The sequence below is a fragment of the Flavobacterium sp. W21_SRS_FM3 genome, assembly GCF_052113625.1.
In the GTDB taxonomy this organism is placed as follows: Bacteria; Bacteroidota; Bacteroidia; order Flavobacteriales; family Flavobacteriaceae; genus Flavobacterium.
The window spans coordinates 99,476-120,679 of the sequence record NZ_JBGQOD010000008.1; the positions used below are offsets into that span (position 1 = coordinate 99,476).

The window sequence follows — 21,204 nt, forward strand, 5'->3', positions numbered from 1 at the left end:
TAATTGCCATTTTAAAAAAGTCATTTAGAATTCATAATTTAGGCGAATGAACTTTTTAGCACACATATATCTATCTGGAGATAATGACTTAATAAAAATAGGCAATTTTATGGCCGATGGCATTCGGGGGAAACATTTTGAATCCTTTCCCACCGATATCCAAAAAGGGATAGTACTGCATCGCGCAATCGATACGTTTACAGATGCCCATCCTATATTTAGACAAAGCACAAAAAAACTACATGCACGGTACCATCATTATGCTGGAGTGATTGTCGATGTTTTTTATGATCATTATTTAGCTAAAAATTGGAGTACTTATTCTTCTGAGGACTTGGGAGAATACATTGAACGATTTTACCAGTCACTACATACACATACCACATTACTAACGGAGAGAACAGTGGGGCTCATGCCTTATATGATAAAGCAAAATTGGCTTTTAAGTTACCAACGTATAGAAGGAATCAAACAGATTTTAACTCAAATGGATAGTAGGACAAAAAACAAATCCAACATGCGTTTTGCTACTGAGGAACTTGAAGAATTTTATATAGAGTTTGAAAAGGAATTTACTTTATTCTTTGAGGAACTTAGAGAGCATGCTCAAGAAAAAATACAATTGATTACAGTCTAACTATCTAAACTACTATTTGTAACAAAAAACCAAACCATGAAGAAAATCATTCCCTTACTATTTATTGCCATGCTTGGTTGTAAATCAAATGAAAAGATAATAACTCCAACAGGATTAGTTACTGATAAGGCTATGGTAGTTTCTGCAAGGGAAGAAGCATCTTCAATAGGTGTGGCCATTTTAAAAAAAGGCGGGAATGCCTTTGACGCAATGGTTGCAACTGAGTTAGCACTAGCTGTAGCCTATCCACAAGCGGGAAATATAGGTGGTGGTGGGTTTATGGTTTTTAGAAAAGCAAACGGGGAAACAGGTGCAATTGATTATCGCGAAAAAGCGCCTTTGGCCGCTACCAAAAATATGTATTTGGATAACGAAGGAAATGTTATACCTGGTAAAAGTACTGCGACGGCATTTGCAATTGGAATTCCCGGTACTATTGCAGGAATATTTGAAGTACATAAAAAATATGGTTCCTTAGCTATAGCTGACATACTTGCTCCGGTAATCGCTTTGGCAGAGAGAGGAGTCGTAGTAACTGAACATCAGTCAAAAAGCTTAGCTGATTATCGAAGCGCCTTTTTAAAAACAAATGGTCAGAACAGTTTATTTTCTAAAAAATATACAACTGGAGATACAATTAAATACCCAGCTTTGGCGGAAACGCTAAAAAGAATTGCTGTTAATGGGAGTGACGAATTTTATAAAGGAGAAACGGCTAAAAAGCTGGTTGCATTTCTTACTAAAAAAGGCGGGAATATGACAATGGAAGATTTGAATAAATACCATGCAAAATGGCGGAACCCCATTACTTTTAAATACAAAGACTTAAAGATAACATCAATGTCTCCTCCTAGTAGTGGTGGTATTTGTTTGAACCAAATTATGAAAATGATAGAGCCTTTTGATCTGTCAACAATGGGGCACAATAGTGAAAAAGCAATTCAGCTTATTACTGAAGCTGAAAGAAGAGCCTATGCAGATCGGAATTTCTTTTTAGGTGATCCTGACTTTGTAATACTCCCTGTAAAAGAATTGGTTGACTCTGTCTATCTAAAAAACAGAATGAGCAATTTTTCTTTTGATAAAGCCACAAAATCATCTGCTATTGCGGAAGGTGAAATTTCAGGTCATGAAAGCAAGCAAACTACCCACTACTCTATTGTGGACGCCGAAGGCAATGCAGTTTCTGTTACTACAACCTTAAACGATAATTATGGTTCTAAAATTTATTGTGATGAGTTGGGTTTCTTTTTAAACAATCAAATGGATGACTTTAGTGCTAAACCTGGAATTCCTAATCTCTACGGTCTTACTGGAACCGAAGCAAACAGCATTGCTCCGGAAAAAAGAATGTTAAGTTCTATGACTCCTACGATAGTCGAAAGAAACGGAAAACTATTTATGGTAGTGGGAACTCCGGGTGGTTCCACGATTATCACCTCTGTCTTACAAACGATTTTAAATGTGTATGAATTTAGGATGCCTATGCAAGAGGCCGTTGATGCCCCTAGATTTCATCATCAATGGTTGCCTGACGAAATCACTATCGAACCCCATGCATTTAATAAAGAACTATTAAATAATCTGAAAAATAAAGGTTATATCATTAATGAAAAAAACAAAGAAATAATAGGCCAAGTAGATGCCATACTAAAACTTCCCAACGGACAATTAGAAGGTGGGGCTGACAAAAGAGGAGATAATACGGCTGTAGGCTACTAGATACAGCACGCTTTTAATTTTAATAAAATAGTAAATACTCTCGGTAATGAAAAAAATAATTATTCTGGCATGTGCAATTGTACTTGGATGCAAAACGCATAACAGCAGTGTTCAAGCTAAAGGACTGACTGTAAACCAAGCAATGGTAGTTTCTGCCCGTGGAGAAGCTTCTAAAATAGGTGTTGATATCATGAAAAAAGGGGGAAATGCCTTTGATGCCATGGTCGCAACAGAATTAGCATTGGCTGTAGCCTATCCTTATGCAGGTAACTTAGGAGGTGGCGGTTTCATGGTTTACAGAAAATCAAATGGGGAAATAGGAACTTTAGACTACCGAGAAAAAGCTCCATTAGCAGCAACAAAGGATATGTACCTAGATGAACAAGGCGATGTGATTCCGGGGAAAAGTACTAAAACTGCATTGGCGATAGGAGTGCCTGGAACTGTCGCAGGTGTTTTTGCAGTCCATAAAAAATTAGGTTCATTACCTATAGCGGAAATCCTTAAACCAGTGATAGAACTAGCAGAAAAAGGTGTGGTAGTTACTCATAAACAGCAAGAAAGATTAAATGATTATCGTGCTGAGCTCATCAAGATCAATGGAGAAAACAGTGTGTTATCTGCTGTATATAAAGAAAAAGATACGATCAAATACCCAGCACTGGCAGCTACATTGAAGCGAATTGCAAAGAATGGTCGTGACGAATTTTATAAAGGAGAATCAGCAAGAATTTTAGTTCAATACCTTCAAAGTAAAGGTGCTATTATAAGCATGGAAGATTTAGCAGGCTATGAAGCTAAATGGCGTACGCCTTTAACTTTCCAATACAAAGATTTGAATATTATTTCGATGGCTCCACCAAGTAGTGGTGGCATATGTTTAGCACAAATATTCAATATGATTGAACCTTTTAATCTGGCTGCAATGGGACACAATTCCTCAAAAGCGATTCAATTAATTGTTGAAGCCGAACGAAGAGCCTACGCTGACAGAAGTTATTTTCTAGGCGATCCAGATTTTGTAAAAATTCCTTTAAAAAGTTTACTGAATCCTATTTACTTAAAAGACCGAATGGCCAACTTTAATTGGGATAAAGCCACATTATCATCAGACGTTAAACAAGGTAATATTAGTTACAATGAAAGTATGGAAACTACTCATTATTCGATAGTTGATCCATTTGGAAACGCAGTTTCAGCTACAACTACGTTAAATGCAGGTTACGGTTCAAAATTCTATTGTGATGAACTGGGATTCTTTTTGAACAATGAAATGGACGATTTTAGTGCAAAACCTGGTGTTCCTAATATGTTTGGTTTAGTAGGCAATGAAGCTAATAGTATCGCTCCTGGTAAAAGAATGCTTAGTTCGATGACACCTACAATTGTAGAGAAAAAAGGAAAATTATTTATGGTAGTAGGATCCCCAGGTGGTTCAACCATAATTACCTCAGTATTACAAACTATTTTAAATGTTTACGAATACAATTTAAACATGCAAGAAGCAGTAAATGCACCACGTTTTCACCATCAGTGGTTGCCTGACTTGATTACTTTTGAACCTAAAGCTTTTAGCCCTACTACTTTTGACGATTTAAAAGCAAAAGGTTACCTCATCAATGAAAAAACCACACCAGTAATTGGTAAAGTAGATGCGATATTAGTACTACCAAATAAAAAATTAGAGGGCGGTGCTGATTTTAGAGGAGATGATAAAGCGGTAGGATTTTAATATATAGTGCGATTGCTGTCAATACATTTTTGTTTTCGAAGAAAAAATAAAATGATACTAAGTGTTGTCAATTTATAGTCACAATTTAAGTGAATAAAGCTACTAGCTAACAACAACCAAACCAAAAGTAGTCGAACAATGCACGGTGGTTAATAACTTAAAGCTTATAAGCCGAAAAGAAGCCCTTAAAAATTTATGTAGTGCATAAAATAATAGTAATTTAGCACTTTCAAAAAAAAATAAATGTTTAAAAAATATATTTCTAAACTAGAAAGTATAATTGCGTGGTCTCAATCCATACTTACAGAAAAGCAATTTATTTTCTTATCCAGTATTTTAGTCGGTATCACTTCAGCGTTTGCAGTAATCGTTTTAAAAACTTTTGCGCACTGGGTTTTCTCTTTTGCTACTTACATCAACGGAATTTTAAAATTAAGTTTTATAAACAGTATTTTACCTATTGCAGGTCTAATCCTAACGGTTATTGTCGTTAAACGGTTTCTAGGAGGGTCGATAGAAAAGGGAACTTCTCAGATTTTATATGCTGTTGCAAAAAAAGCCAGTATTATCCCCAAAAAACAAATGTATGCCCAAATTTTCACCAGTTCCCTTACCGTAGGTTTAGGAGGTTCAGCTGGTTTAGAGAGCCCTATTGTGGTTACTGGAGCAGCGTTTGGTTCTAATTATGCTCAAAAATATAAATTAAGTTACAAGGACAGAACTCTCTTAATAGGGTGTGGAGTTGCTGCAGGAATCGCTGCCGCCTTTAATGCGCCAATAGCCGGAGTATTGTTTGCTATTGAGTTTCTTTTAGTCGATGTGAGTATATCTGCATTTACACCGATTATGATTGCTGCCGCAACTGGAGCGTTAGTTTCTGTAATTACGTTAGATGAAACGATATTATTAAATTTCAAACAACAACAAGTTTTTGACTACCACAAGATTCCGTTTTACATTTTATTAGGAGTTATAACGGGGTTTCTATCTATTTACTATACTCGAAATTTTCAACGAACTGAGCATTTCTTCCACCACTTAAAACTAAACCCTTATAAAAAAGCGTTATTAGGAGCTTCTTTACTGGCAGTGCTTATTTTTATTTTTCCTACGCTTTTTGGGGAAGGTTATGAAAGTATTAAAGTACTGTCTGACAATGACCCTGGAAAAATTTTAGAGAATACTTTATTTAGTAGTTTTAGTGACAATAACTGGGTATTAATCGCTTTTGTAGGATTAACGATGATGCTTAAAGTTTTTGCAACAGGAATTACACTTGGAGCTGGAGGAAATGGAGGAAATTTTGCCCCTTCCCTATTTGTAGGTTCGTATGTAGGTTTTGTTTTTTCGAAATTAATTAATCTTACAGGATTGACTCATTTACCGGTTAGTAATTTTACGATGGTGGGAATGGCTGGGATTTTAAGTGGTTTATTCCACGCTCCATTAACAGCTATTTTCTTGATAGCTGAGATTACAGGTGGTTACAGCTTAATGTTACCATTGATGATTGTGGCCTCAATTAGTTTTGCCATTTCAAAACGTTTTGAAAAACATTCTATGGATGTAAAAGATTTGGCTCAAAAAGGACATGCCTTTACCAGTAATAAAGATACAAATGTACTTTCTACATTAGACACCAACTCTATTATTCAAACAGATTATCTAACCTTATCACCAGACGAAAACCTAGAAAAACTAGTGGATTTAATTTCACATTCTAACCAAGTAATCTTTGCAGTTGTGGATAAAGACAAACATCTATTAGGAATCGTCCATTTTAATAACATTAGAGAAATAATTTTTAACACCTATCGTGTAAAATACACCATGGTGAAAGATATTATGGCTGAACCCACTGAGGTAATTTATCCGTTTAATAGTATGGAGACAGTTATGAATAAGTTTGAACGATCTAAAGTTGCTTTTCTACCGGTTATAAAAGACGAAAAGTATTTTGGATTTATTTCTAAATCGGTTGCTCTTGAAGCGTATAGAACTAAATTGAAATCCATGACCATAGAATAGATTTTCATATTCTGATACAATAAACTAAACGCTACCTACTTTGTTAGCGTTTTTTTTTGCGCAAACCTCAGTCGTAATTAAAAGATCAAAGTGTTATAAATAGCCCCGATTGCAGTAAAAATCCATATAAGGCAAGTGTTTTGCCTTATATGATTGAAACGAAAAGCGGGAGGAAACTTTATTCTAAATAGTTCGGTTTCTGCTTTAAAAGCATATTAAAGTAATTTATAAACTATTGATTTTAACATAAAGTTCTAAAGTGTTCTATGGAAAGAATAAATCAAAAGATTAACTTTGCTTTTTTGCAAAATTATGTTAGACAAAGACAATACAATAGAGGTTCAAGGTGCACGTGTACACAACCTTAAAAATATAGATATATCCATTCCTAGAGAAAAATTAGTTGTGATTACAGGGCTTTCGGGCTCTGGGAAATCATCATTAGCATTCGACACTATTTATGCCGAGGGACAACGCCGTTATGTTGAAACTTTTTCGGCTTATGCGAGGCAATTTCTTGGGGGCTTGGAGCGTCCAGATGTGGATAAAATTGATGGACTTTCGCCAGTGATTGCCATTGAACAAAAAACGACTAGTAAGAGTCCGCGCTCCACTGTGGGAACAATTACTGAGATTTATGATTTCTTGCGTTTGCTTTATGCTCGTGGCGCCGACGCATACAGTTACAACACTGGTGAGAAAATGGTGAGCTACTCTGATGAGCAAATTAAGGACCTGATAACCCAAGATTTTAGCAATAAACGCATCAATATTCTTGCTCCAGTTATTAGAGCTAGAAAAGGGCATTATGGAGAGTTGTTTCAACAAATTGCAAAGCAAGGTTTCTTGAAAGTTCGCATTAATGGTGAAGTACGCGAAATCACATCGGGTATGAAACTGGATCGTTACAAAACTCACGACATCGAGATTGTTATCGATAGAATGCTTGTTGAAGACACTGCTGATAATCAAAAACGCTTGTCTGAAAGCATCAATACCGCCATGCATCATGGTGAGAATGTGTTGATGGTGCTGGACCAAGATTCTAATGAAGTGCGTTATTTTAGTAGAAACTTGATGTGTCCTACCTCTGGAATTTCATATCAGAATCCGGAACCTAATTTATTTTCGTTTAACTCTCCAAAAGGAGCTTGTGACCACTGTAACGGTTTAGGGACAGTAAACGAAATCAATGTCAAAAAGATTATTCCGAATCCTAAATTGTCTATAAAAGCAGGTGGTTTTGCGCCTTTAGGCGAATACAAGTCTTCATGGATTTTTAAGCAATTAGAAATCATCGGAGAGAAATTTGATTTTAAAATTACTGATCCTATTGAGAAAATTCCAGCGGAAGCAATGGAAATGATTTTAAATGGCGGAAAGGAAAAATTCACTATAAATTCAGCCAACCTAGGCGTTGCTAGAGATTATAAAATAGACTTTGAGGGAATCTCTCAATTTATAAAAAACCAACACGATGAAAGTGGTTCTACCACAATCAAACGTTGGGCAAAAGAATTCATGGACGAAATCAAATGTCCAGTTTGTGAAGGCTCTAGACTGAAAAAAGAAGCTTTATTTTTTAAAGTAAATGATAAAAATATTGCTGAGTTATGTGATATGGATATTTCTGATTTGACGGCTTGGTTTAACGACTTACATAACCATTTATCAGACAAGCAGAAGCGTATCGCCACCGAAGTGGTCAAAGAAATCAAAGATAGATTGCACTTTTTAATGAACGTTGGTCTCGATTATTTGGCTTTAAGCCGAAGTTCAAAATCACTTTCTGGAGGTGAGGCACAGCGTATTCGTCTGGCTACTCAGATTGGCTCCCAACTGGTTGGTGTACTGTATATTCTAGATGAACCAAGTATTGGATTACACCAGAGAGACAATGAAAAACTAATCCATTCCTTGGAACAATTGCGTGATATAGGGAACTCAGTTATTGTGGTTGAACACGACAAAGACATGATTGAGCAAGCTGATTATGTAATTGATATCGGTCCGAAAGCAGGGAAATTTGGTGGCGAAATCATTAGCATAGGAACCCCAGCAGAAACGCTAAAGTCGAATACCATTACCGCGCAATATTTAAACGGAAAAATGAAATTTGATATTCCGAAAAAGCGTCGTGAAGGAAATGGAAAATTCTTAAAACTAACAGGCGCAACCGGAAACAACTTGAAAAACGTTTCTATTGAACTGCCTCTAGGAAAGATGATTTGCGTCACTGGAGTTTCAGGAAGTGGAAAATCTACATTGATTAACGAGACCCTCTACCCTATTTTGAATGCGTATTATTTCAACGGTATTAAAAAACCACAACCTTATAAAAAAATTGAAGGACTGGAACATATCGATAAAGTTATTGACATCGACCAGAGTCCGATAGGAAGAACACCACGTTCTAATCCAGCAACTTATACAGAGGTTTTTACAGAAATAAGAGCTTTGTTTACCAAAACGTCCGAAAGTATGATTCGCGGTTACAAAGCGGGTCGTTTTAGTTTTAACGTAAAAGGAGGACGCTGCGAAACCTGCCAAGGTTCAGGAGTACGCACAATTGAAATGAATTTTTTACCCGATGTTTATGTAGAATGTGAAACCTGTCAGGGGAAACGTTTTAATAGAGAAACACTAGAGATTCGTTTTAAAGGAAAATCCATTTCAGATGTATTGAATATGACGGTAGATGAAGCGGTTCCCTTTTTTGAAATGATTCCGAAAATTTACCGCAAAGTAAAGACGATTCAGGATGTAGGTTTAGGTTATATTACACTTGGTCAGCAAAGCACTACGCTTTCTGGAGGTGAAGCACAACGTATCAAACTAGCAGGAGAATTATCAAAAAAAGACACTGGAAATACTTTTTATATCTTGGATGAACCCACTACTGGACTGCATTTTGAAGATATCAGAGTATTAATGAATGTAATTAATAAGTTAGTTGACAAAGGAAATACGGTATTGATTATCGAACACAATATGGATGTTATCAAACTAGCCGATTATATTATCGACATAGGACCTGAAGGTGGTAAAGGTGGTGGACAATTAGTAGCTAAAGGAACTCCAGAAGAAATTATCAAAAGTAAAAAGAGTTACACTGCTAAATTTTTAAAAAAGGAGTTAGCGTAGTCTACGTCTTATATACTTGGCTTTTACTAAATCATTTATTTACATATTTATAAAAGTTAATAGTGAGGTACTTTGAAATTGTTTTTAGCTCAACAAATAAAATTTCATCTTATAACCTTTACTGATTTATTCAATAGCTAGTCGGTTTTATTAAGAACTTAAAATCTGAAAAAAATATATGGCTAATTATAACGGTCATTACTTAAGAACAATTTAAAATTATAGGAAATGAACAAAGTAAGAATTACAGGGTTAGCACTATTTTTAATTGGTATAATAATTCAGTTTATGTTTGACCATGATGCTATTGATTTTATTTCAGGTCTGTTTTTTGGAAGTGGATTGATATTGCTTTTCACTGGTAAAATAGGCAGATCGTAAGCCAAAGCCAGTTAATAGGTTTACTAATAAAGTACATAACCAAACAAATTTCATCACAAACCAATAAAACACTGTTAATCAACACCAAGAACCACAACACTACTCCTCTTTTATAAAAAGATTCAAAATAAGAATTAGAACACCGTAGCCTTTTTGAAAAAAGAATTACTTTAGTATTCTGGATGAATAGCCCTGATGGTAGCGGCATCCTTTTACTTGTCCTTTTCTACAAGTAAAAGATAGAGCGAACAGCAGGAAAAAGCTCCAAAAATAATAGTTAAAAAGAAACAAAAATGAGATTAGAAGATTTTGACAATGATGAGGATAAAATAATCCAAGATCGATTAAAACAAAAGACTTGGAATGAAATTAGAACCAATGATAGTTGGGCTATTTTCAAAATTATGGCTGAATTTGTAAATGGATATGAAGCTATGGGACGTATTGGTCCATGTGTATCAATTTTTGGATCTGCGAGAACTAAACCAGATCATGAGTCGTACAAACTAGCTGAAAAAATTGCTTATAAAATTAGTAAAGCTGGTTATGGTGTGATCACTGGTGGTGGTCCCGGAATTATGGAAGCCGGAAATAAAGGAGCTCACCTAGGCGGTGGAACATCTGTAGGATTAAATATTGTATTGCCTTTTGAGCAACATTTTAACCCTTATATCGATGGTGATAAAAACTTGAATTTTGATTACTTCTTTGTAAGGAAAGTAATGTTTGTAAAATATTCACAAGGTTTCGTAGTTATGCCAGGAGGTTTTGGAACTATGGATGAACTTTTTGAAGCGATGACTTTGATTCAAACAAAAAAGATTGCTAAATTCCCAATCATATTAGTAGGTACAAGTTTCTGGAGTGGTTTGATGGATTGGGTAAAATCAGTATTAATTGAGCGTTTTGAAACAGTAAGTCCTGATGATCTAAAGTTAATCAAGATTGTAGACACTGAAGATGAGGTTGTCGATGTATTAGATAATTTCTACAAGAAATACAATTTGAAACCCAATTTTTAATAATAAAGCTGTTTGTAAAAACAGCTTTTTTTTTGGCCTTTTTTTTAAATTATTTGTCTAAATAAATGTATATTAGGCTACTATTATAACAAGAGCGCTAATTGAACCAAATTTTTAAAATCACGATTTGTATTGTTGTTTTATTCGCCCCAATAAAACAGTATGCACAACATCATTCTAAAATGTTTGTTGAGGTCAATACTGAGGAAAAAACACTGAACATTCAACAAGAACTGCGCTTCTTTAATGATTCCAACGACTCCTTAGCTGTGATTGTACTGAACGATTGGAATAACGCTTTCTCTGACGTCACCAGTCCTTTAGCCAAAAGATTTTCGGATGAATTTTACCGAGGTTTTCACTTAGCTAAAGAAGAAGAAAGAGGAAAAACGAACGTTTTAAGTATCATTAATGACAGCAAATTTTTCCTAACCTGGGAGCGAAAAGAAAATAACCCTGACTTGGTTTTTATCAGATTAAGAGAAAAACTAGCGCCGCAACAAAGCACTGTTTTACATATTAATTACACGGTAAAAATACCAAGTGAAAAATTTACAAAATACGGCTACGATGCTGCAGGAGGCATGAGTTTAAAAAACTGCTTTCTTAGCCCTGCACGATATGAAAACCATGATTTTGTAACCTATAATAATGAAAATTTAGATGATATTGTTAATGGAGCCTCTAGTTATGATATCGAATTAAAATTACCCAAAGGGAATGAACTGACAACTGATTTAGAAAGTACGATTGCATCAGTAAATGACACCTTCACTACCTATTCACTATCCGGCAAAAACAGAACAAATTTTAGCCTCTATATTGAACCTAAATCGAGCTTCTTTCGCTTTAAAAATGGCTCTTTAGAAGTATTGACCAATTTGAAAGAAGATAAAGTTAGTGTCATGCAGCAAGCTTTAGCTATTGAATGCATAGTGCAATTTGTAAACGAGCTTGTAGGACAATTTCCTAACAGTAAAATCATTGTTTCTCAAAATGATTATGAACGTAATCCATTTTATGGACTGAACCAGCTTCCTTCTTTCATAAGTCCATTTACGGACGAATTCACTTATGAAATCAAATTTCTTAAAACTTATTTGAATGCGTACTTAAAAACAAGTTTGCAATTAGATAATAGGAAAGACAGTTGGATTTATGACGGTATACAAGTGTTTGCTATGATGAAATATATAGAGCAAAACCATCCCAACAGTAAGATGCTGGGAACCACCTCTAGTTTTAAACTATTGAAAAGCTATAATTTGACAAATTTAGATTTTAATGAGCAGTACAGCTACTTTTATATGTTGATGGCGCGTAAAAATTTAGATCAATCCTTAGGCAATCCTAAAAATTCATTGATTAAGTTCAATGAGCAAATCGCCAGTAAATACAGAGCGGGTTTGAGTTTGCGATTTTTAGATAATTTCTTGGGAGAACAAATTGTTACTAATAGTATTCAGGATTTTTACGTAGAAAATAAGAAAAAACAAGTCAGTCGAGAAGATTTTAAGAAAATTTTACAATCAAAAACAGATAAAGACATCGATTGGTTTTTCAATACCATCATTAATTCGAGAGATTTAGTAGACTATAAATTTGGTGCTGTTACTAAAACAAAAGACAGTGTTAGTTTTACCATAAAAAATAAGACAGGAGCAATCGTACCAGTCCCTGTATATGGCATCACTAAAGGACAAATTGTTTTTAAAAAATGGCTAGAACCTAAAACAACGGACACTATTTTTTCTGTCGAAAGAAAAGAAGCTGATAAGTTGGTACTAAACTATAAAAATGAAGTCCCAGAATACAATTTAAGAAACAACTGGAAATCACTTAAAAGTTTTTTCCCTAACAACCGTCCCATAAAGTTTGTTTTTATGAAGGATCTTGAAGATCCCTATTACAATCAAGTATTGTATGTTCCTACACTCACTTACAACTTATACGATGGCTTATCTCCTGGATTGAGGTTACATAATAAAACCATTTTAGAAAAGCCGTTTATCTTTGACATTAATCCGGCCTACTCAACAAATGCGAAAACATTTTCGGGCTCGGCATCTTTTGTAGTGAATCAAAATTATAGAAATAGTAATTTATACAACGCTAGATACTCATTTAGTAGTTCCTATTTTCATTATGCTCCTGATGCCGCTTACTTACGATTGAATCCTACGGTTCAATTACGTATACGTGAAAATGATTTTAGAGATAATCGCAAGCAACTTATTCTATTAAGGCAAGTACTTGTGAATAGAGAAAAGAGTGCGCTTGTTATGGACAATTCGACCGAAAATTATTCAGTTTTTAATGCCAAATATTTCAATACTAAGACAGAGGTGACCAATCACCTGAGTTTTATGTCTGATGTACAACTGGCAGGAAAATTTGGAAAAATAGCTGCAGAAGTGGAATTCAGAAAGTTATTTGAAAACAATCATCAAATAAGTTTGCGCCTATATGCCGGTAGCTTTTTGTACAATAATTCAGATTCGGACTTTTTCAGTTTTGCCTTAGACCGTCCCACTGATTATTTATTTGATTACAATTATTATGGACGATCAGAAAGCAGTGGTTTCTTTAGCCAACAATTGATTATCTCAGAAGGCGGATTTAAATCTAAACTTAGTACTCCTTATGCTAATCAATGGATCACAACTATCAATGGTAGTTACAACGTTTTTAACTGGATTGAGATCTATGGTGATGCTGGTTTTGTTAAAAATAAACGCCTCAAGGAGCAGTTTCTATTTGATAGTGGTATTCGTTTAAATTTAGTTCCTGATTATTTTGAAATGTACCTTCCTGTTTACTCATCTAATGGTTGGGAAATAGGACAAAATAAATACAATGAGAAAATTAGATTTATAATCACATTATCTCCTAAAATATTAATCAATTTATTTAACCGAAAATGGTTTTAAATAGCTGTTTTATGTTGAGTTAAATTAAATTATACTCAGTGAATTGTGCTTTTAATTACATATAATTAAAAAATTAATATTTATACTGGAAATATTCTGTTAATAATTAAATTATATTTCTTTTAATCAATTATGAAAATACCGACTTTTTAAGTAAATTTGCAGCTCAAAGTTATACTTTTTAATTATGATAAAAGAAAAAACGAATACTACCTTGACATTCGAAGATTTCAAAACTGAAGTCATGAACGATTACAAGACTGCTATGATTAGTAGAGAATGTAGTTTATTAGGACGAAGAGAAGTCTTGACTGGAAAAGCAAAATTTGGAATTTTTGGCGATGGTAAAGAAGTGCCTCAGTTGGCAATGGCTAAATTTTTTAAAAATGGAGACTTCCGTTCAGGATACTATCGTGATCAAACTTTTATGATGGCTATAGGCCAATTGACTATAGAACAGTTTTTTGCTGGACTATATGGTAATACTAATATTGAAAAGGATCCTATGTCAGCAGGAAGACAAATGGGTGGGCACTTTGCTACTCATAGTTTAAATGAAGATGGTTCATGGAAAGACTTAACTAAACAAAAAAATTCAAGTGCAGATATTTCTCCTACTGCTGGGCAAATGCCAAGATTGCTAGGACTGGCACAAGCATCTAAAATATATAGAAAAGTAAGTGGAATTAAAAACAAAGCTAACTTCTCTGTTGATGGAAACGAAATTGCATGGGGAACTATTGGAAATGCAAGTACATCAGAAGGTTTGTTTTTTGAAACAGTTAATGCTGCTGGTGTATTACAAGTACCGTTAGTTATAAGTGTGTGGGATGATGAATACGGAATTTCTGTACATGCAAAACACCAAACAACCAAAGAAAATATTTCAGAAATATTAAAAGGATACCAAAGGGATGAAAATGCCAAAGGATATGAAATATTGAGAGTGAAGGGTTGGGATTATACGGATCTAATTGCTACTTATGAAAAAGCAGCAACTATAGCTCGTGAGAAACACGTTCCTGTTTTAGTTCATGTTAATGAATTAACACAGCCGCAAGGTCACTCTACTTCAGGTTCTCATGAAAGGTATAAAGATGCTGATCGTTTATCTTGGGAAAGAGATTTTGACTGTATTAGACAAATGCGTCTTTGGATGATTGCTATCAATATAGCTTCTCCAGAAGAATTAGCAGAGATTGATGCTAATGCTAAAAAAGAAGTATTAGAAGGTAAAAAAGCGGCTTGGTCTGCTTTTATCAATCCAATAGTAGAAGAACAAAAAGAATTGATCGCATTATTAGAACAACTAGCTGCTAATAGTTCTAATCAAGAAGGGATTTTAAAACTTTCTTCTCAACTAAAAGGTACTAAAGATCCATTAAAAAAAGAATTACTTATAGCGGCACGTAAATCGTTGCGACTGCTACTTAATCAAAGTGGACAAACGGAATTGTCAACTTGGATTACGGAGTATATCAATAAAACGCAACCCCGCTTTAGCAGTAATTTACATTCAGATTCTAAGTTGAATGTCTATTCTGTTGCGGAAGTTTTACCAACATATCCTGACGATGTTATTGAAGATACTGATGGTAGAATGATCTTGCGTGACAATTTTGATGCTATTTTTACAAAATATCCTGAAGCACTCATTTTTGGTGAAGATTCTGGAAACATTGGTGATGTCAATCAAGGTTTAGAAGGAATGCAGGAGAAATATGGCGAACTTCGTGTGGCTGATGTTGGAATACGTGAAGCAACAATTATTGGTCAAGGTATTGGAATGGCTCTAAGAGGATTACGACCAATTGCCGAAATTCAGTATTTAGACTACTTATTATATGCTATCCAGATCATGAGTGATGATTTGGCCACTTTACAATATAGAACTGTAGGAAAACAAAAAGCGCCTTTAATTATTCGTACCCGTGGACATCGTTTAGAAGGAATCTGGCATTCAGGATCTCCTATGGGAATGATCATTAATGCAATTAGAGGAATTCACGTTTTAGTTCCTAGAAACATGACTAAAGCAGCAGGATTTTACAATACATTGTTAGAATGTGATGAGCCAGCATTAGTAATAGAATGTTTAAATGGTTACCGTTTGAAAGAAAAAGCTCCTACAAATTATGGTGAATTTAAAACACCAATTGGAGTAATAGAAACAATAAAAGAAGGTTCAGATATTACTTTAGTTTCTTATGGTTCTACGCTAAGATTAGTAGAACAAGCTGCTAAGGAACTTCTTGAAGTAGGTATAGACTGTGAAGTTATCGATTTGCAATCTCTGCTACCTTTTGACATCAACAAGGATTTAGTGAAAAGTATCATAAAAACGAATCGTTTATTAGTAATTGACGAAGATGTTCCAGGTGGAGCTTCAGCTTATATCTTACAACAAATAATTGAACAGCAAGATGGTTATAATTATCTAGATAGTAAACCGCAAACCTTGACAGCTAAAGCACACAGACCTTCCTATGGTACTGATGGAGATTATTTCTCTAAACCTTCTACAGAAGACATTTATGAAAAGGTTTATGAAATGATGAACGAAGTAAACCCTTCAAAATTTCCAAGCTTATATTAAAAAAGTTTGAAAAATAAGGGAGAATCCCAAACTATTAGAAGTTTGGGATTTTTCTTTTAGACAAAATCCGATAATTAGTATATATAAAATTAAAACTATTTCTTTAATAACTTTAAAAGTAGTAAATTGGGAATTAATTAGTTCCAAATTAAATAAATTCATTATGAAAAAAGCAACAATGATAATAGGAATGATGGCAGTTATGGCAATCGTTTCATGTAAGAAAAAAGAAGAAACTACAATCACTACTACTCCTGTAGCGGAACCAACTACTGAAGTTGCTCCACCTGCTACTGAGGAAGAACAAGATGGCACCTCAATTAGCGTAGGTACGGACGGTGTAGATATCAGTACAAAAAATGGAGCTAAAGAAACGAACGTCAAAGTAGAAAACGGCGATGCTAAAGTGGAAGTAAAAAAATAATTTATTTCTTAATTAAAAGTTATAAAGCCAACATAAATTTTCTATGTTGGCTTTTTTATTTTATTTTGTGAGCATTAAAAAAAAATAATTAATGACTAGTTTAGAAACAATATTAAAACAAACCTTTGATGTAGTTTTAATACCTGAATCCATTTCTTTAAATCAATATACTCCCCTAGATTTATCAGTTAGTAATACAGCATTAGCTAATGAATCATTAGGTAACGCAACTGACTTTGAGTTGTTCATCGAAAAACACTTGGCAACTAATAATTCAAAAGTGGCTTATGGTGGTTATAATGAAGAACGTAATCTTTACAAACGCAGTACTATATTTAAAGATGTTGAAACTGAGGAACGCAATATGCACATTGGTTTAGATTTGTGGATAAAAGCAGGTACTCCTATCCTATCAGCACTAGATGGAAAGGTACATAGTTTTAATTATAATTCAGGTTGGGGAGATTATGGTCCAACTATTATTTTAGAACATCAGATAGAAAATGAAATTTTTTATACTTTATATGGTCATTTGTCGTTAGAAAGTATCGAAAATATTGAAATTGGTCAGTTTTTTAAAAAAGGACAAGAATTAGCAACTTTAGGAAATGCATCTGTCAACGGGGACTATTCTCCGCATTTACATTTTCAAATTATAAATAAGATCGGTGATAAAACTGGAGACTATCCAGGGGTTTGCAGTAAGAAAGACTTGCCGTTTTATTTAGAAAATTGCCCTGACCCTAATATATTATTAAAAATTAAAGCATAAATTAAAATTGAAATGAAGAAAGTTATTATTATCCTAAGTTTAATTGTACTCGCTGGCTGTAAATCTAAAAAAATTGATGCTCCGATACCAGAAGAAGTAAAAATCGTAAAATTAGCATTATCAGATGTAAATAATTTTCAAAAAAACAGAGCGTATGAACTAGGAAAAAGAATTTTAATGACTTGTAATACTTCTAAGTTCAAACCTTTTACTACTAGTGAAGCTACGCAGTCTGTTATTAATAATATAACTTTAGATAAACTATCAAAAACCTGCAAAAGATACCGACAATTTTATGGGGATTTCAAAGACATTCAGCTGACTGAAATCTACTTAGATAAGGAAGATGCTACCACCATTTTTAGATACAAAGCACTTTATACAAAAAAAGTGGCTAATAAAGAGCTCCGTGTTTATATGAATAATGAAAATAAGGTTTCTGGCATTAAATCAATGGATTGGGAAGAAACCTATCAAAGGAAGAAATAACTTTCTAATAAGTTATCAAAATGATTCCCATGTAAAAAATCCACCTAGTACTTAATAAATGTTGTACTAGGTGGATTTTTCATTAATAACAGTTTTAAACATTAATGGTTAAAATAGAGTTTACAACAAATTAACGTTTGCATTACAGTTCAAAAATTAATTAACTATTTGATTTTCAACTGCATAATAAAATTCATCTCTATTGCACGCTACTATTTTTACGTAACTTGTTAATTTTTAAGCTTTAATTAATATGCTCTATCTGCTTTATTTAACGTTTAATTCCAAAACGTTTAAAGCACAAGCTGTTAATTTTATAGAAAGAAATTTAATCTCCATCACATTACTTTTATATTGATTCGCATACGCTAGTGTCTTCTGTTTAATATTTATTATCAGTGACAGTAGCTGATCTAAATCTTTGATGATGGGAGATTAAATAATGTTTTATAATTAAAAAATTAATTTATGCCTATTCAGACAACAAATCCCGCAACAAATAAAATAGTAAAGTCATTTGATGAAATGACAGATAAAGAAGTAGAAAGCGCTATAGAGAAGTCGCACGCTACTTTTAAAGAGTGGAAAACAACTGATTATTCTACTCGATCAAAAGTGCTCAATAAAGCGGCTAGCATTATGAGGAAACGCAAAGACGAATTAGCGTCATTGATTACCTTAGAAATGGGAAAAATATTTTCACAGGCCCAAAGTGAAATTGATTTGAGCGCAAATATTCTCGATTATTATGCAGAGAACGGAGAAGCATTTCTAGCAGATGAAAAATTAAGTCCTGACTCTGGAGAAGCCTTTATTAGAAGCAGCCCTATTGGAATATTATTTGGTGTTATGCCATGGAATTTCCCATTCTATCAAGTAGCTCGTTTTGCAGCGCCTAATATTATGGTTGGGAATACCATATTATTAAAACATGCATCGATAGTACCACAATGTGCTATCGCAATTGAGGAAATTTTTATTGAAGCTGGAGCTCCTGAAGGATTATACACTAATTTGATGATTTCTGGGAAAAGAAGTACAGCATTAGTAAGTGATACCCGTATTAAAGGTGTTTCTTTAACAGGAAGTGAAGCTGCTGGAGCTAGTATAGCTAGTGCGGCAGGTAAAAATTTAAAAAGATCTGTTCTAGAACTTGGAGGTAGTGATGCGTTTATTGTCTTAGAAGATGCCGATATTGACAAAGCAGTTGAAATGGCAATTGTAGGGAGAATGAATAATAACGGCCAAAGCTGTGTAGCCTCGAAGAGATTTATAGCTGTTGAACCAATTGCTGACGAATTCTTAGAAAAATTTACTGCCAAAATTGCTGCACTTAAAGTTGGTGACCCTATGGATCCAGATACTCAAGTAGGACCATTAAGCAGCGAAGAGGCTTTACAAAACCTTCTTGACCAAGTAGAACGATTTGAAAAAGCAGGTGCTACAATTGTAACAGGAGGAAAGCGAGCATTTGATACTGGAGCATACATGCAGCCTACACTATTATCGAATTTGAAAAGAGGTGAAGCAGTCTTTTATGAAGAACTATTTGGACCTGTCGCATCCTTTTATAAAGTGAAGAACGAACAAGAAGCGATTGATTTAGCTAATGATTCTCCATTTGGATTAGGTGGCTCTATTTATACTCAGGACATTAAACATGCTATTAAGGTCGCTGACCAAATAGATTCCGGAATGGTTTTTATTAATCAGCCTACATCTTCTCAACCTGATTTACCATTTGGAGGAACTAAACGCTCTGGTTATGGTAGAGAACTTTCTGAGTTAGGTATTTCAGAATTTGTAAATAAAAAATTAATTAGGGTTACTTAAGTAATTTGATCTCGACAGGACAAATTACATTCTAAATACTTTATAATAAATTGATTGGTGTAAAGAGCAGTATTCGTGAAAGCGGGTACTGCTCTTTCGTTTTTACAAGCATTTAGTTGAAATCAGTAAATGCTGTAACTTTTTAAAGAAATACCATAAAATGTACTGGAATTAAGTTATTTACCTTTGATATTATAATAATCAAACATAAAAACGGTCTTAAAATAATAGTAAAGACAGAAATTTATTCTCGATTATAAAGAATATAAAACATTCAAAATAAAAACTAAAGTTATAAACTTAAAAATAAACGTTATGAATCTTAAAAGAATTTTTGGAGCATTATTAACAGCCCTTGGAATAGGAGCTCTTATTTATGATGCAGTAGTATTTAGTAATACTTCAGGCGGAACACAAGATATTAAATCATTGATTATATATGGTATTTTAGGTTTAATTTTCTTTTCGGCAGGAATTAGTCTAGTTCGTACTACTAAAGACGAAGCTTAGAAAATGTATTTCATAATCATCTAAAAATATTTAGAATGATTTATAATTTGCAGCTAACAAGACCAATGTACATCATTAAAAATAATATGTACCAGCATAAATAACCTAAATATTGAAAACATGAAGACGAAGACACTAGGAATTGCAGTTATAATTATCGGAGCTATAATGATCTTTTATACGGGATTTAATTATGTTACTAAAGAAAAAGTAGTAGATATTGGTCCGATAGAAATCAATAAAGAAGAAAACCATCCAGTACAATGGTCACCAATTATTGGAGTTGTATTGCTTGTAGGTGGCGTATTATTAGTAGTAACTGATAAGAAAAAATAAGGATAAATAATTACTCTTTGGATAAGATTACTCAATATTGAAAAATTCGAACCGCCTGTTATCCACACAATAAAATTGAAATTAATTATAAAATTAAAATACATTATGAAACCACATATTGGAATTACAGATAAAAATTTAAAAAGCAGTATAACCTTACTTTCAGCTGTACTGTCAGATGCAATGACTCTTTATGTAAAAACGAGAAAATTTCATTGGAACGTATCTGGAGAAAGCTTTATGGAAATCCATAAATTATTTGAAAACCAATACAAACAATTAGAAGTTAGTATTGATGAAATAGCAGAACGTATTAATAAATTAGGTGGAAAAACTATAGGTACTATGGCGGAGTTCACTGAACTTGCTAGACTTAAAGAATCTCCAAATAAGTATCCGTCACAGAAAGAAATGCTTAAAGAGTTGTTAGATGACCATGAAGCAGTTATCGTTCAACTACGCAAAGATATTGATACCGCTGAAGAAGAAAATGAAGATGTAGGTACTGCTGATTTCTTAACAGGACTATTGCAGGAACATGAAACAATAGCTTGGATACTAAGAAGGTATTTGAGCTAGATAATAAAGTACATTGAATTGCGGGGATTGTCACTGGTACCCGTAATTAAGTAAACAATGTATTATTTA

General features: G+C 33.7%; 16 protein-coding genes. All 16 read left to right on the forward strand.

What is annotated here, in order from left to right; all coding sequences use genetic code 11:
• Window positions 1-46: 46 nt before the first annotated feature.
• The 16 genes from ACEN2K_RS12470 to ACEN2K_RS12545 all read left to right on the forward strand — a co-directional run bounded on the left by ACEN2K_RS12470 (window position 47) and on the right by ACEN2K_RS12545 (window position 21,135).
• Window positions 47-637, forward strand: a complete 591-nt coding sequence (locus ACEN2K_RS12470) for an ACP phosphodiesterase (protein WP_441759657.1) — start codon at window positions 47-49, stop codon at window positions 635-637.
• Window positions 638-673: 36 nt separating this feature from the next.
• The gene (ggt, locus tag ACEN2K_RS12475; RefSeq protein ID WP_441759658.1) at window positions 674-2,359 is read left to right on the forward strand and encodes a gamma-glutamyltransferase; all 1,686 of its coding nucleotides are present in this window, start codon (window positions 674-676) and stop codon (window positions 2,357-2,359) included.
• Between the two features lie 46 nt (window positions 2,360-2,405).
• Window positions 2,406-4,091, forward strand: coding sequence for a gamma-glutamyltransferase (gene ggt, locus ACEN2K_RS12480; protein ID WP_441759659.1), 1,686 nt, complete (start codon window positions 2,406-2,408; stop codon window positions 4,089-4,091).
• Between the two features lie 243 nt (window positions 4,092-4,334).
• Complete coding sequence (locus tag ACEN2K_RS12485; RefSeq protein WP_441759660.1) at window positions 4,335-6,119, forward strand: chloride channel protein; 1,785 nt, start codon at window positions 4,335-4,337, stop codon at window positions 6,117-6,119.
• A gap of 312 nt (window positions 6,120-6,431) precedes the next feature.
• Window positions 6,432-9,263 (forward strand): excinuclease ABC subunit UvrA, encoded by a 2,832-nt coding sequence (uvrA, locus tag ACEN2K_RS12490; protein WP_441759661.1) that lies wholly within the window; start codon window positions 6,432-6,434, stop codon window positions 9,261-9,263.
• Window positions 9,264-9,491: 228 nt separating this feature from the next.
• A complete protein-coding gene (locus tag ACEN2K_RS12495; RefSeq protein WP_441759662.1) occupies window positions 9,492-9,644 on the forward strand; it encodes a hypothetical protein in 153 nt (50 codons plus the stop codon).
• Between the two features lie 293 nt (window positions 9,645-9,937).
• On the forward strand, window positions 9,938-10,666 hold the full coding sequence (locus ACEN2K_RS12500) for a TIGR00730 family Rossman fold protein (protein WP_441759663.1): 729 nt from the start codon (window positions 9,938-9,940) through the stop codon (window positions 10,664-10,666).
• Between the two features lie 182 nt (window positions 10,667-10,848).
• Complete coding sequence (locus tag ACEN2K_RS12505; RefSeq protein WP_441759714.1) at window positions 10,849-13,596, forward strand: aminopeptidase; 2,748 nt, start codon at window positions 10,849-10,851, stop codon at window positions 13,594-13,596.
• Between the two features lie 187 nt (window positions 13,597-13,783).
• Window positions 13,784-16,192, forward strand: a complete 2,409-nt coding sequence (locus ACEN2K_RS12510) for an alpha-ketoacid dehydrogenase subunit alpha/beta (protein ID WP_441759664.1) — start codon at window positions 13,784-13,786, stop codon at window positions 16,190-16,192.
• Between the two features lie 163 nt (window positions 16,193-16,355).
• Complete coding sequence (locus ACEN2K_RS12515; RefSeq protein WP_441759665.1) at window positions 16,356-16,616, forward strand: hypothetical protein; 261 nt, start codon at window positions 16,356-16,358, stop codon at window positions 16,614-16,616.
• Window positions 16,617-16,707: 91 nt separating this feature from the next.
• On the forward strand, window positions 16,708-17,388 hold the full coding sequence (locus ACEN2K_RS12520; RefSeq protein ID WP_441759666.1) for a peptidoglycan DD-metalloendopeptidase family protein: 681 nt from the start codon (window positions 16,708-16,710) through the stop codon (window positions 17,386-17,388).
• A 12-nt stretch (window positions 17,389-17,400) separates the two neighbouring features.
• Complete coding sequence (locus tag ACEN2K_RS12525; RefSeq protein ID WP_441759667.1) at window positions 17,401-17,877, forward strand: hypothetical protein; 477 nt, start codon at window positions 17,401-17,403, stop codon at window positions 17,875-17,877.
• A gap of 468 nt (window positions 17,878-18,345) precedes the next feature.
• The gene (locus tag ACEN2K_RS12530; RefSeq protein WP_441759668.1) at window positions 18,346-19,710 is read left to right on the forward strand and encodes an NAD-dependent succinate-semialdehyde dehydrogenase; all 1,365 of its coding nucleotides are present in this window, start codon (window positions 18,346-18,348) and stop codon (window positions 19,708-19,710) included.
• A gap of 315 nt (window positions 19,711-20,025) precedes the next feature.
• Window positions 20,026-20,220 (forward strand): hypothetical protein, encoded by a 195-nt coding sequence (locus tag ACEN2K_RS12535; protein WP_441759669.1) that lies wholly within the window; start codon window positions 20,026-20,028, stop codon window positions 20,218-20,220.
• Window positions 20,221-20,340: 120 nt separating this feature from the next.
• Window positions 20,341-20,556, forward strand: coding sequence for a hypothetical protein (locus ACEN2K_RS12540; protein ID WP_441759670.1), 216 nt, complete (start codon window positions 20,341-20,343; stop codon window positions 20,554-20,556).
• 105 nt (window positions 20,557-20,661) lie between these two features.
• Entirely contained in the window at window positions 20,662-21,135 is a 474-nt protein-coding gene (locus ACEN2K_RS12545; RefSeq protein ID WP_441759671.1) for a Dps family protein, read from the forward strand.
• The last annotated feature ends 69 nt before the right edge of the window (window positions 21,136-21,204 follow it).